The organism is Streptomyces sp. OfavH-34-F, from assembly GCF_022347745.1.
GTDB lineage: Bacteria > Actinomycetota > Actinomycetes > Streptomycetales > Streptomycetaceae > Streptomyces.
The window spans coordinates 1-13,160 of record NZ_JAKRGC010000167.1 but is presented as its reverse complement, the minus strand read 5'-3'; the positions used below and the strand labels follow the sequence as shown (position 1 = coordinate 13,160).

General features: G+C 70.2%; 11 protein-coding genes. 4 read left to right on the top strand and 7 right to left on the bottom strand.

Annotated elements, in window-relative coordinates; genetic code table 11:
- Positions 1-371: 371 nt before the first annotated feature.
- The 4 genes from MHW47_RS22205 to MHW47_RS22190 all read right to left on the bottom strand — a co-directional run bounded on the left by MHW47_RS22205 (position 372) and on the right by MHW47_RS22190 (position 5,335).
- Positions 372-1,979, bottom strand: a complete 1,608-nt coding sequence (locus tag MHW47_RS22205) for a glycoside hydrolase family 13 protein (RefSeq protein WP_239225549.1) — start codon at positions 1,977-1,979, stop codon at positions 372-374.
- A 117-nt stretch (positions 1,980-2,096) separates the two neighbouring features.
- On the bottom strand, positions 2,097-2,957 hold the full coding sequence (locus MHW47_RS22200; protein WP_239225550.1) for a carbohydrate ABC transporter permease: 861 nt from the start codon (positions 2,955-2,957) through the stop codon (positions 2,097-2,099).
- Between the two features lie 133 nt (positions 2,958-3,090).
- Positions 3,091-4,035: a carbohydrate ABC transporter permease gene (locus MHW47_RS22195; protein WP_239225548.1), complete on the bottom strand. Its 945-nt coding sequence runs from the start codon at positions 4,033-4,035 to the stop codon at positions 3,091-3,093.
- Positions 4,036-4,111: 76 nt separating this feature from the next.
- Positions 4,112-5,335 (bottom strand): extracellular solute-binding protein, encoded by a 1,224-nt coding sequence (locus MHW47_RS22190; RefSeq protein WP_239225547.1) that lies wholly within the window; start codon positions 5,333-5,335, stop codon positions 4,112-4,114.
- A 796-nt stretch (positions 5,336-6,131) separates the two neighbouring features.
- Between MHW47_RS22190 and MHW47_RS36130 the strand changes: the two genes are divergently transcribed.
- The 3 genes from MHW47_RS36130 to MHW47_RS22180 all read left to right on the top strand — a co-directional run bounded on the left by MHW47_RS36130 (position 6,132) and on the right by MHW47_RS22180 (position 10,071).
- Complete coding sequence (locus MHW47_RS36130; protein WP_374230127.1) at positions 6,132-6,953, top strand: DUF4158 domain-containing protein; 822 nt, start codon at positions 6,132-6,134, stop codon at positions 6,951-6,953.
- A gap of 53 nt (positions 6,954-7,006) precedes the next feature.
- Positions 7,007-8,431 (top strand): carotenoid oxygenase family protein, encoded by a 1,425-nt coding sequence (locus MHW47_RS22185; protein WP_239225546.1) that lies wholly within the window; start codon positions 7,007-7,009, stop codon positions 8,429-8,431.
- 236 nt (positions 8,432-8,667) lie between these two features.
- Positions 8,668-10,071 carry a lipase maturation factor family protein gene (locus tag MHW47_RS22180; RefSeq protein WP_239225545.1) on the top strand — a complete coding sequence of 468 codons (1,404 nt, stop codon included), beginning with the start codon at positions 8,668-8,670 and terminating at the stop codon, positions 10,069-10,071.
- Positions 10,072-10,199: 128 nt separating this feature from the next.
- On the opposite strand, the gene MHW47_RS22175 is transcribed toward MHW47_RS22180, so the two are convergent.
- From MHW47_RS22175 to MHW47_RS22165, 3 genes are all read right to left on the bottom strand, one after another.
- Positions 10,200-11,012 carry a hypothetical protein gene (locus MHW47_RS22175; protein ID WP_239225544.1) on the bottom strand — a complete coding sequence of 271 codons (813 nt, stop codon included), beginning with the start codon at positions 11,010-11,012 and terminating at the stop codon, positions 10,200-10,202.
- A 327-nt stretch (positions 11,013-11,339) separates the two neighbouring features.
- Positions 11,340-12,107 carry a hypothetical protein gene (locus MHW47_RS22170; protein ID WP_239225543.1) on the bottom strand — a complete coding sequence of 256 codons (768 nt, stop codon included), beginning with the start codon at positions 12,105-12,107 and terminating at the stop codon, positions 11,340-11,342.
- Positions 12,108-12,249: 142 nt separating this feature from the next.
- Positions 12,250-12,639, bottom strand: a complete 390-nt coding sequence (locus MHW47_RS22165) for a hypothetical protein (protein ID WP_239225542.1) — start codon at positions 12,637-12,639, stop codon at positions 12,250-12,252.
- Here MHW47_RS22165 and MHW47_RS22160 point away from each other — a divergent pair.
- On the top strand, positions 12,617-13,160 hold a 544-nt coding region (locus MHW47_RS22160; protein ID WP_239225541.1), incomplete at its 3' end, for a hypothetical protein. The two genes, MHW47_RS22165 and MHW47_RS22160, sit on opposite strands and share 23 nt — an antisense overlap.

Below are 13,160 nucleotides of genomic sequence, written 5' to 3'. Positions count from 1 at the left end.
GAGGCAGAGGAGCGCGCAGGCGACGGCGGTGGCTCTGGCACCGGCGCGCACGCGCGGACGAACGCGGCTTGGGATCATCTGAGCTCGCTTCTCCGAGGGTGTGGAGCCGCGGCGAACGGGCTTCGCGGCGGGCGGACTGCGCGGCGGCTGCGAGCGGGTGTCGAGCCGCACACACGGAAACCCCGCCCCCGGCCCCCCACGGAACGGGAACGGGGCTTCCGTCACGGCCGGGTCAGGGTTCCGGCCTCAGCCATCGTGCGGCGCGGCCGACGGAGTCGGCGCCGAGCGGCCTCGGCCGCACGATGGGGTCTTTCCATGGGGCGCCGCCGACGGCCACGTGCGCGAAGGGCGCTGTCGGGGCTGCCCGGGGGTCAGGCCTGGAGCCAGGCCGCGACGTCCGGGGGAAGCGTGCCGGCGGTGAGGGGACCGCTCGTCAGCAGGAGTCTGGAGTGGGACGGGAGTTCCACGGGGGCAGGCGAGAGGTTGACGACGCAGATCAGGCCGTGCTCGCGGACGAAGGCAAGGACGCCGTCCCCGGCGGGGAGCCAGCGCATCGGTCCGTCGCCGAAGCCGGGGAGGGAACGGCGCAGTCCGAGCGCGGTGCGGTAGAGAGTGAGCATGGAATCGGCGTCGGCCCGCTGTCGGTCGACGGCGTAGCGGCCCCAATTGGCGGGCTGCGGCAACCAGGGCTCAGTACCGGGCGGGGTGCCGAAACCGAAGGAGGGCGCTTCGGCCTTCCACGGCAGGGGGACGCGGCAGCCGTCGCGGCCCGGGTCGACGCCGCCGGAGCGGAAGTGCATGGGGTCCTGTATGCGGTCGCGGGGGATGTCGGCCTCGGGAAGGCCGAGCTCCTCGCCCTGGTACAGGTAGACCGAGCCGGGCAGGGCGAGGGTCAGCAGGGCGGCCGCACGGGCCCGACGGGTACCGAGGTCCGAGTCGGTGGGGGTGCCGAAGCGCTTCTTGGCGAAGTCGAAGCCGGTGTCCTCCCGGCCGTAGCGGGTGACGGTGCGGGTGACGTCGTGGTTGCAGAGGACCCAGGTGGCGGGGGCATGGACGGGGGCATGCTCGGCGAGGGTGTCGTCGATGGTGCGGCGCAGGGCGTCCGGATCCCAGGTGCAGGCGAGGAGGTTGAAGTTGAAGGCGGTGTGCAGTTCGTCGGGGCGCAGGTAGCGCGCGAAGCGTTCGGCGTCGGGAAGCCAGACCTCGCCGACGAAGACGCCGTCGTACTCGTCGGCGATGGACCGCCAGGCGCGGTAGATGTCGTGGATCTCGTCCTGGTCGATGTAGGGGTGGGGGTCGATACCCTCGGTGAAGTCGGGCAGGTCCGGGTGCTTGGTGAGCAGGGCTGCGGAGTCGATGCGGACGCCGGCGACGCCGCGCTCGAACCAGAAGCGCAGCACATCCTCGTGTTCGCGGCGGACGTCGGGGTGATTCCAGTTGAGGTCGGGCTGTTCGGGAGTGAACAGGTGCAGGTACCACTCTCCGTCGGGCACCCGGGTCCAGGTGTCACCGGCGAACTGCGAGGGCCAGTTGTTCGGCGGGAGTTCGCCGTGCTCGCCGCGGCCGGGGCGGAAGTGGAACCGCTCGCGCTCGGGGCTGCCGGGCCCGGCAGCGAGGGCTGCCTGGAACCAGGCGTGCTGGTCGGAGACGTGGTTGGGCACAATGTCGACGATGACCTTGATGCCGTGCTCGGCGGCATCGGCGATCAGCTTCTCGGCGTCGTCGAGGGTGCCGAAGGCCGGGTCGATGGTGCGGTAGTCGGCCACGTCGTAGCCGCCGTCGACGAGGGGCGAGAGGTACCAGGGGGTGAACCACACGGCGTCCACGCCCAGTTCTCTGAGATAGGGCAGGTTCGCCCGGACTCCCGCGAGGTCGCCCGTCCCGTCCCCGTCGCCGTCCGCAAAGCTGCGGGGATAGACCTGGTAGATGACGGCGTCACGCCACCAATCATGGGTGCGGGAGGGGTGCACGGCTGCCACAGGAGGTCCTTTCGGGCAGGTGGGTCTCCGCCGCTGGCCAGGACGGGGCATGGAAGATGTCGGCCGACGGCGGAGGCATGTGGGTGGTGAAGCGGAGGTGAGGGACGAGGGCGCGGGTCATCCCTTGACACTGCCGGCGGTGAGGCCGGCCATGATGCTCCGCTGGAAGAAGACGAACACGATGATGACCGGGATGCTCGCCATCACCAGACCCGCCATGACCTGGTTCTGCGTCACCTGTCCCGCGGTCTGGGAGAGACCCACGCTGATCGTCATCTTCTCGCTGTCGGGAAGCACGAGCAGCGGCCAGACGAAGTCCTTGAAGACCATCACGATGGTGAAGATGGACACCACGCCGAGGATGGGTCGCGAGATCGGCAGGATGATCGAGACGAGCACGCGCCACGGCGGTACCCCGTCGATCTCCGCCGCTTCGAGGATCTCGTCGGGGATCGAGTCGAAGAATCGTTTGAGCAGGAAGATGTTGAACCCGTTGGCCGCCACCGGGAACCAGATCGCCCAGGGCGTGTTGAGCAGGTTCCATCCGAAGACCGGCACGTCCGTGACGGTGATGTAGGCCGGGATCATGACGACGATCGGCGGGATCATCAGGGTGGCGAACATCGCCCCGAGGATCACGTTGCCGAACATCGGGCGCAGCTTGGACAGCGCGTACGCGGCCGTCACGTCCACCGCGAGGGCGAACAGCCAGGCGCCGACCGAGTAGAAGAGCGTGTTCTTGAGGAGCAGCCCGACGTCGAACAGCTCCCACGCATCGGCGAACACCGAGAAGTCCGGGTCCTCGGGCCACAGCGTCGGCGGCATCTGGGCGATCTCCTCGCCCGATTTCATCGCGCCCGTGACCATCCAGTACAGCGGGAAGACGAACACGAGCGTGAAGACGGCCAGGATGGCGGCGAGCACCGTCCAGTAGATCCTCGACCCCCAGCGTGACTTGAGCTCGAGGGGCGAGACGATGGTGCGGGAGTGGCCCTCGGCCCAGTGGGCGCGGCGCCGCTCGCGCGGGCGGGATACGGCCTTCGACGGACCCTTCCTGGTGTCCCTGGTGGGTTCCGGGTGGGTCGTCACATCAACGGTGTGGGCCACGGGACTACCTCTTCTCGTCGCGGGTCAGCCTGAGCTGGACTGCGGCGACGGCAAGGAGAACGATCATGAGCATGACTCCGAGCGCGCTGCCGGCGCCGTAGTTGCCGCCGTAGATGAAGGCGTACTGGTACATGAGGTAGGCGACGGTGACCGTCGCGTTCTCCGGTCCTCCGCCGGTGAGCATGTAGGGCTCGATGAACACCTGCATGGTGGCGACGACCTGGAGCATCAGCATGAGGAGCAGGATCAGCCGGGTCTGCGGGACGGTGACGTTCCAGATCCGCCTGAAGATGCCGGCTCCGTCGAGTTCGGCCGCCTCGTAGAGGTCACCGGGGATGTTCTGCAGCGCGGCGAGATAGATCAGGACGCCGGAGCCCATGTTCATCCAGGTGGAGACGATGACCAGAGAGATCAGCGCGGTGTCCGTGGAGTCCAGCCAGGACAGGCCGGGCAGGCCCACGAAGTCGAGCACCTGGTTGAACAGGCCGGGGCCGGGATCGTAGAACCAGCGGAAGAGCAGCACCGAGACGATCGGAGGCAGCATCACCGGCAGGTACACGACGAAGCGCAGGTATCCGCGCGCGTGCCGCAGTTCGTTGAGGACGATTGCCACCGCGAAGGGGATCACGTAGCCGCACAGCAGGGCGAGGAAGGTGAAAGCGAAGGTGTTCTTCCATGCCTGGCCGAACGCCGGGTCCTCCACCACCGAGCGGAAGTTGTCCAGCCCCACCCACTTGGGCTCGTCGACGAGGTTCGTCTCCTGGAAGCTGAGCACGACCTGCCGGATGATCGGCCACCAGGCGAAGAGCGCAAAGCAGAACAGGGCCGCGCACAGAAACCCGTAGGCGGTGATGTTGGTGCGCAGAGTCCTTCTTCGACGTGAGGGGTGTGCGGGTGACCGGCGCCGCGCCTTCGGGGGCCGTTTCGCCTGCACGGTGGGTGCGTCCATGGTGATCTCCCGTTCCGTGCCGCGGTCGGGGTGCCGCACTCCGCCGGATACGGATGCGGCACCCGTCTCACGACGGTCAGCTCTTTGCCAGAATCGTGTTCGCCTTGCTCTCGGCATCGGCGAGCAGCTTGTCGATGTCGGCGTCCTGGCGGGTCAGAACCGCGGACATGGGGACGTCCAGGACCGCGTAGAGCTCCTGCGCCTTCACCGGCTCCAGCTTGAGCTCGATGTTCTTCGACCCCTCGACGTAGGGCTGGTAGTACTCGACCGGCAGGACCGCGTTCTTCTCGCGGAGTGCGGCGATCTTCCGGCCCGTCGGCGAGTCACCCATGTAGTCGTTGTTCGGCACGCCCACGGCCTCACCGTTGGCCTTGCCGCGCGCGTAGTCGTGACGGCCCTTGCCCGGCGTGTTGAACTGGAAGTCGATCCACTGGAGGCCCGCCTCGGTCTCGGCGGCGCTCGCCTTCGGGTTGATCATGTAGGCCTCGCCGCCGCTCAGGGACGCCTTGCCCTCGGGGATGGGGGCGATGCCGTACTGGTCCTTGCTTCCCTGGAACTTCTGCACCAGGTCGGTGATGACGTCCGGGGCGCCGAGCATCATGCCCGTCTTGTTGGCCGCCATCTGCTGCATCAGCGCCTCCCAGCCGATCAGCACCTTCTTGCCGACGCTGTCGTCCTTCCAGCGCATGTCGTGCAGCGTCTGCAGAACCGCCTTGCCCTCGGCGCTGTTGAAGGCCGCCTTGCCGTCCACGACCATCTCGCCGCCGCGGCTGAAGATGGACTGCGCGAAGTGCCAGCCACCGACGTTGCCGCCGCCGTACTCCCCGTAGCCGACGTAGCCGTCGCCCAGGGCGGCGATCTTCTTGGCCGCGGCGCGGACCTCGTCCCAGGTCTTCGGCGGGGAGTTGGGGTCGAGGCCCGCCTCTTCGAAGAGCTTGCGGTTGTAGACCAGCCCGACGGTGTAGCTGACGTTGGGAACGCCGTAGATCTTGCCGTCCTTGGTCACCATGTCGCGGACGCTCTGGTTGATGTCTCCGAAGTTCTTCACGAGGCCCGTGGACGCGGTGATGTCCTTCGCCTGTCCCTTGGACATGACATCGGCGTAGTTGGTGACGGGGGCCATGAAGACCGTCTCCATCTGGCCGCCGGCCAGCTTCGCGGCGAACGTCTTCGGGTCGAAGCACGGCTGCTGGTCCGTGCTCTTGACCTTGACGCCGGGGTGCGCCTTCTCGAACGCCTTGACGTCGTCGTTCCATGCCTGGCGCTGCTTGGGCGCCGACTTCGCCGGCTGACAGGCCACGGTGATCGTGACATCCCCCTCGGCTCCGGTGTCCGCGTCACCACCGCAAGCCGTGGCTGACAGGACAAGACCTGAAGTGATCAGAAAGATCGCGACGTTGCGGGGCTTCATTACGGCTCCTCCGAGGTGGTCCCTGGTCCCCAGGGCACTGCCCTGATCGGAGCGTCACATTAGGGCGCGAGAACAGGGTTACGCAAGATTTCGACCCAGGAATGCATGATTACGACTGTGTCACGAGCTTCCCGGACTGCGACACCTCGGCAGGGATGCCCCGGGGAGGTGTCGACGGCTCCACCTGGGCGCTCGTCGACCACTTTGCCCGCGCGACCTGGTAAGCCGCCACCGGGGGCATCAGCGACCCAGCCGACCGGGGAGGGGCGCCGAGACCCTTTCCCCCTTGCGCTCCTTGCGCTCCCTGCACGCCCTTTGCGTGCGACGGCGACAGGCGCATCATCCGCCACCACCGCGACTCGCCCGTCGCAAAAATTTTTCTTCATTCTGTTGGAAACTTGCCGCACCTGCTTGACGCGGCGAGTCCGGAGGGCCTCACTGTGTCAGTAGGTAGGCATCTCCGGGTCGGTCCGCTCCGCCCAGGACAAAGTGCCCCCGCCCAGGTGGACCGCGTCAGGATGACCGCCCAGGGTCCTTGCGGCCACGGTCAACACGGGCGACACGACCGGCGACGGCCTCCTCGCCGGTCGGCCCCCGGTCGGGCGGCGCCACAGTCCGATGCGCTGCGGGCTGCTCCGCAGACTCGCACCGGGTTGCACCACCGTTATTGCTGAAGTTCTTCGAGGTGGAGGCCCGGTTCCCGGAGAATCCCGGGGAGATCCCGGTGCTCGCAGTGTCGTCCGTGGCGCAGCAGGTGAAAGTGCCGGCCGAGGAGTGGGCCGCGTACGACTGGTCGGGGCGGGCGATCAAGCGGCACCGGGTGGAGATCCGGGGCGCGTTCGGGTTCCGGGAGTGCACCGCGGAGGATCAGGCCCAGCTCGCCGAGTGGCTGACGGCGGAGTTGTGCGGGGTGGAACTGAACCGGGACCGGCTGGCGGAGGCCGTGGTCGTGCGCTGGCGGGGAGACCGGATGGAGCCGCCGACGCCGGGACGCGTCGCCCGCCTGGTCGGCTCGGCGGTGACCACCTTCGAGGAACGGTGCTGTACGGCCACGGTGGGCCGGCTGTCGGCGGCGACCCGGTGTGGTGGAGCTGGACAGGGCCTGCCACAGGCCGCCCGGCAGATCCTGGGGCGCGGTCTCTTCTCGGTTGCGTCTCATGCGGCTTGTGCAGGGCCTGCGGTGAGCTGGTGGCAGCGGATGGCGTTGGCACGAGGACTTCGGTATGTGTTCCGCCCACCGGACCGGATGCTGAAGCTCTGCGAACTGCGAGACCGGCCCGGGGGGCCGAAGGCGGCCCATGCGCGGCGACGTGGCTCCTGCCGGACGGTCTGCCCCCCAGCCCTCGCTCGGTACAGCCCGCCCGGAGCGGGTTCCGAACACCGGACACCCCCGGAGGTGCGGCCCGGCTCGGCAACACGCCCCGTCTTCCATGGTGGGCCAGGGAACTGCCCTGCGCACCCCACCACTGGCGTTGCGGGGGCCCTGGGCCGGGGATTGAATGAGTAGTCAGCCCGGCCCGCATCCGGGTGCGCCCTCACGTCCCGGCAAGGGAGGCCGCCATGGCCGCACATGCCTTCGACCCGAGCCGGGTCGTCCACCTCTCGGGGCGCTTCGCCCCGGTGACCGAAGAGGTCGACGAGGCGGACCTGGACGTGATGGGCGAACTGCCCGGCGAGCTGGACGGGGTATTCCTGCGCAACGGCCCCAATCCCCGCTTCACGCCGATCGGTTCGTACCTTTACCCGATCGACGGCGACGGCATGCTGCACGGTGTGTGGATCTCCGGTGGCTGGGCCCGCTACCGCAACCGGTTCGTCCGGACACCCGCCGTGGTCGCCGAGGAGCGGGCCGGGCGGGCGCTGTGGGGCGGCATCGAGTCGATGATCCTGCCGCAGGAGCCGGATGTCGGTCCGGAGCTGGCCGGCACCTTCCGCGACATGCCCGACATCAACGTGGTGCGTCACGCGGGGCGGCTGCTGGCGCTCGCCGAGTCCGACTGCCCGTTCCTCATGACGCCCGATCTGGCCACCGTCGGCAAGGAGACCTTCGGCGGAGCACTGCCGGCGGGCATCACCGCCCACCCGAAGACCGACCCGGTCACGGGCGAGATGCTGGTCTTCTGCTACGGCCTGGAGCCTCCCTTCCTCACCTGGTCCGTGATCGGCCCCGGGGGCGACGTGCTCCGGGGCCCCACGCCGGTGGACGGGGTCGACGAGCCGATGATGATCCACGACATGGCGATCACCCCGCGCTTCCTGGTGATCGTGCTGGCACCGGTGTTCTTCGACATCGCGGCGGCCATGAACGGCGGCTCCATGCTCGACTGGCGCCCCGAACGCGGCACCCGCCTCGCCCTGATCCCCCGCGACGGGAGCCCGGTGCGCTGGGCGTCCGACGACGCCTTCTGGCTGTGGCACACGGTCAACGCCTACGACACCGAGCCCGGCGGCGGCGATGTGGTGCTGGACTACGTGCAGTGGACCCGCCTGTCGCTCGGCGCGCCCGCCGAGGGGGCGGAGCCCAACCGGACGGGCCTGGTGCGCGCGGTCATCGACCCCGTCGCGGGCACGATGCGCCGGACCGTACTGGACGACGTCCGGATGGAGCTCCCCCGCACCGACGACCGGCTGATCGGCAGACGCCACCACCAGCTGGCCGTCGCCTCGGACTCCGGCGGCCCGGACCTGCTGCCCGGCGAGTACGACACGCTGCGCTGGTACGACGGCAACGACCCCTCCGGCCCGCACGTGGCGTGGCGGGCCGGGGACCTGTCGGTGGGCGAGCCGGTCTTCGCGCCCGTCCCCGGCACCGGACCGGGCGAGGCCGGCTACTGGATGACGTACGCCACCGACCGCACCGACGGAACCAGCTGGCTGCTCGTCATCCCGTCCGAGGACCCGGCATCGGGCCCGGTGGCCCGGGTCCGCATCCCGGTCCGCGTCCCCCTGGGCCTCCACGGCAATTGGCTGCCCACCGAGGAGTGACGCCCCCGCCTTCACCACCGCCCGGCCGGGCCGTCGTCGGCGGCTCGTCGGACCCGGGCGGCCGGTGGCAACCCGGAGGGCCCGTCCGTGGGCTCCCCGGTCGACGTCGGGCAGCGGGTCTCCCCCGGCACCCGGGCGGGCACGCCGCAGGCCGCCACCGGCTCCCCGGGCGGTGTGGGCGTCTCCGGCGCGGATACATCCGGCGGGCGGCGGGCGCACGGCCGATACTGGTTTCGATGGAATGGTTCACCGCTGACGGGTACTGGCTCGGCCGGCTGGTCTTCCAGAAGGCCCTCGCCGTCGTCTACCTGACCGCCTTCCTCACCGCGGCGCTTCAGTTCCGCGCGCTGATCGGGGAGCGCGGCATGCTGCCCGCGGCCGGGGAGCTGCGGCGTACGTCCTGGCGCACCGCCCCCGGGCTCTTCCGGCTGCACTACTCCGACCGCTTCTTCGCCGCGGTCGCGTGGACCGGGTGCGCCGTCTCCCTCGCGCTGCTCGCCGGGGCGGACAACCGGCTGCCATTGGGGGCGGCGATGGCGCTGTGGGCGGTGCCGTGGCTGCTGTATCTGTCAATCGTGCAGGTGGGCGGTGTCTGGTACGGCTTCGGCTGGGAATCGCTGCTCCTTGAGACAGGGTTCCTCGCCGTCTTCCTGGGGAACGCGGGAACGGCGCCCCCGGTGCTGGTGCTCTGGCTGCTGCGGTGGCTGCTGTTCCGGCTGGAGTTCGGCGCCGGGCTCATCAAGTGGCGCGGCGACGCCTGCTGGCGGAAGCTGACCTGTCTGGACTTCCACCACGAGACACAGCCGATGCCGGGCCCCCTGAGCTGGTTCTTCCACCGGCTCCCCCGGCCGATACACCGGGTGGAGGTGGCGGCAAACCATGTGGTCCAGTTGCTCGTTCCGGTGCTGCTGTTCACCCCGCAGCCGGTGGCGAGCGCGGCCGCCGGGCTGATGATCGTCACGCAGCTGTGGCTGGTGCTCTCGGGGAACTTCGCCTGGCTCAACTGGCTGACCATCACGCTCGCCCTGCCGGTCATCGACTGGTCGCCGGTGACCGAGCCGCCCGCCCAGCGGGGCGCGCCCGTCTGGTACGCCGTGGTGGTCGTCGCGGTCACCGCACTGGTACTGGCCCTCAGCTACCGTCCGGCCCGCAATCTGGTCTCCCGCCGCCAGGTGATGAACCGGTCCTTCGACCCGCTGCACCTGGTCAACACGTACGGCGCGTTCGGCAGCATCAGCCGGGTCCGCCTGGAGGTGGTGGTCGAGGGCACGGACGACGCGGTGGTGCACCCGGGCACCGTGTGGAAGGAGTACGGCTTCAAGGGCAAGCCGGGCGATCCGCGCCGGATGCCGCGCCAGTTCGCCCCGTACCATCTGCGGCTCGACTGGATGATGTGGTTCGCGGCGCTCTCCCCCGCGTACGCCAGGTCCTGGTTCGGGCCGTTCGTGGAGCGGCTGCTGGAGAACGACCCGAACACGCTGCGGCTGCTGCGGCACAACCCGTTCCCGGACACCCCGCCCGCCCAGGTACGGGCCAGGGTCTTCCGCTACCGGTTCACGACCTGGCGCGAGCTGCGGGCCACCGGCCGCTGGTGGCACCGCACCTTCGTACGCGATTTCCTGCGCCCGACCAGGGCGTGAGCGGCTACTTCTCGCTCTCGCGGGCCCGCAGCAGGCGGCTGATCCGCTGGACCAGTACGCCGTCGCTCGCCACTCGCCGTTCGGAGACCAGCGCGCCCAGGCGCTCAAGGCTGTTCGGGACTGGGGTGTCAGCGACTGACCGGTGCTCCTGGCTGTCCCGGGCCATTCCAGCCCGGGAGGGGATCGCTCGGCGCGGCCAGGATGGCGGCCAGGTGAGCGGCACTGGTGTAGGCGACCTGGGGGTCGGTGAGGAAGGCGGCCGGCTCGACTGTACGGGTGACGAGGAGCGGGACTGTCCTCCAGGCGAGGTGGCCGGCGGCGCCGCAAAGGTGCGCGGCTGCGGCTGTGTGGTCGCCGATGACGGCGGTCTTGACGAGGACCTTGTCGCGATAGCGCCCGAACCGCTGGACGTGCTGGAAAACATGGTGCACGGCCACACCCTGTTCGGGGTTCTTCGCCTCGATGGCCCGTAGGCGGGCGGTGGCGGCGTCGGCGATGAGGAGGTCGATCTCGCCGGGAAGGCCAGGGAGGCCGTGCTGGGCGGCGGTCTTCTCCAGCAGCCGGGCGCAGTGGGGCAGCTCGGCGGTGCGGGCGACGTCTTCGACGTCGGTTTCGAGCTGCTGGTCGAGGACTTGGCGGTGGCGGCGCAGGGCGTCGCGGACCAGCGCGGGCAGGTCGGAGTGGGGCAGGCGGCCGTCGTCGAGGTGGGAGCCGTAGAGCGCGGCGGCGGTGGTCAGCAGCCAGGGCAGGAGCAGAAGACGGCCGTCGTGGTCGATGAGGGGATGGGTGAGGGTGCGGGGGCGGCGTTCGACCTCGGTGCAGGGGTGAGGGCGGCGGGTGTCGGCGTTGCCCGTTCGTCTTCTCCGCCAGTACTTCGCCGAGCGCCGCGCATCCGGCGAGCAAGGGCTCGGGGTCGGGTGTCTCAGCGGTCTCCCTGCCATCGGGCGACTGGTCCATCGGCGGGGTCATAACCGGGTGCGCAACGACAGAGATCACCGCTGCAAGTATTTCCGCTGCGTGCAGCATCCCCGCGGCTACCGAACGCGGGAAGTCGGCCACGACTTCCCGCGCGAGGTCGAGCGCGCCGGCCAGGCCGTCCGCATCGGTCCGAAGACTGAGCAGCGCTGCCACCAAGCTCCACTGGAGCCTGAGCGCCGACGAGGCCGAACGTACGGCTTTTCTCGAGCGTGCCGAAACGTGCACGGACTCCACCGTCCGGTACGAGCCCGCCCCATAGCGAGCCCTTCGGCCTGTGCCGGCGCGGCCGGTTACCGCGGGGGCATCTTCCCGGTGAGCTGCTGCCACCGGCTGCGTTCTGCGTCCAGCTCGGCCAGGAGTTCCTTCCGGCGGGGGTCGGCTTTCTGCCAGGCACACACCGCGCGGAGGTTCTCCAGCGCTTCGTCGCGCGCTTCGGTGTCGGACCGCGCGGCTTTGAGTTCCTGGCGGGCCTGCGGCAGACGGGTCTGTCGCTGGGCGAGGAACTCGTGCTCGTCCGCTGCGGCGTTCAGGATGTCGAGGGTGAAGTCGCTCAGCTGCTCCGAGGTGAAGAAGGCGCCCTGGTCGTCCGGATCGCGGCGACGAGGGTACTTCGCGCGGTGGGTGCGGCCGCCGGGTTCCGTCAGGTCGATCATGTACGTGGGATCGGACCTGAACACGGCCTTGAGCCCGGCAAGCGGGATGACGGCCAGGGACCGGCCGGTCACCTTCACCACGTGCTCGTACAGGGTGATGTCACCGACCGGGCCCTTCACCAGCCGCCCCCACCCCGGCTCCAGCAGCTCCTTGATCTCCTGCTCCAGCACCCGGACGCCGCGCCGGTAGTCAGCCTCCGCCAGGTCCGCCTGCTCCTTGGCGGCCTTCTCTGCCTGCCGGGCCTTCCTGGTCACCTCGCCCAGCTCCCGCCGGCAGCCCCGCAGCGCCGCCCGCTCCTGCGCGTATGCCGAAGTGAAGGCGTAGACCCACTTGCCGGGGTACCTGCTCCAGTACCAGCCGGTCGCCGCAAGCACCGCCAGCACGAGCAGCAGCAACGCACCCATCCCCAGACACCCGCCCCTCTGTCATCCCGTGTGGAACCCCTGTCATATCGCGGCAGGAGGGACGGACGAGGCCGAACCGGCCAGAATGCAGGCGTACGGGCAGGCCAAGGGCCTGCCGACGGTTCAGCACCCTTGCCGGTGGTCAGTATCCGCAAGCGTAGCGGTGGAGGCGGGAGCGGGCCTCGGACGCGGTGAGGCCGAGACCCGCGGCGATCGTGTCCCCGCTCTGGTCGTCGGCGCGGGACGTGTACGCGGCGACCTCGCCGGCGGAGGCGATCGAGGACTCCAGCGCGGCCAGGATGCGGAGTGCGGCCAGGGGGGCGTCGTCGGCCAGGGCGTCCAGGCGCTCACGCAGCTGGTCGAGGAGGCCGGCGACGTCCTCGGGGATGGGGACGGCCCGGTTCTCCACATCGGCGATGAGCCGGCGCCAGTCCTCGCGCGGCCCGCTGGTGTCGTACCACCCGGGGCCCTCGGCGGCGACCTGCTGCCAGTCGACGGGGTGCAGGGTGGTGCCGCGCCAGGGGCCGCGCACGCAGCTCGTCGACGTCGGCGCCGGGGACCAGCCGGGCGAGTTCGGCGAGCAGCGCGGCGTGCGCGAGAACCGGAGGCGGGAGAAGGCCGACGGCGGCTTCGCGGTCGGCCGGGTCGCGGTAGTGCCCGAGGTGCGCGGCCAGGGCGTGGGCGAGCCAGGCATCGACGTCGGCCTGGACGTACCCGCCGGCTCGCCGCGTGAGTTCGTCCCGGACGGCTTCGTCCCCGATGCGCGGCTCGGTCTGCTCCAGCGTGCCGAGCTCGCACAGGGCCTGGAGCTCATCGGCGCGAGCCGTGACCCGGGCGGCTTCGCGCAGTTCGGCCTCGCGGGCGGCGGCGGCCGCGGCTTCGGCTGCGAGCTCGGCCTGGACGACATCGTCGGTGTCCGGGTCGTAGACGGTGCCCGCCGGCGCGGCGGCGAGCAGCTGGTCGATGCGCTCCCACTCCGCGAGCTCCGCCGGGCGCGGACGTCGTCGGCCAGGTCCTCGTGCCGGGACGCCTGCCGGGCGTCGAAGCGCGCGT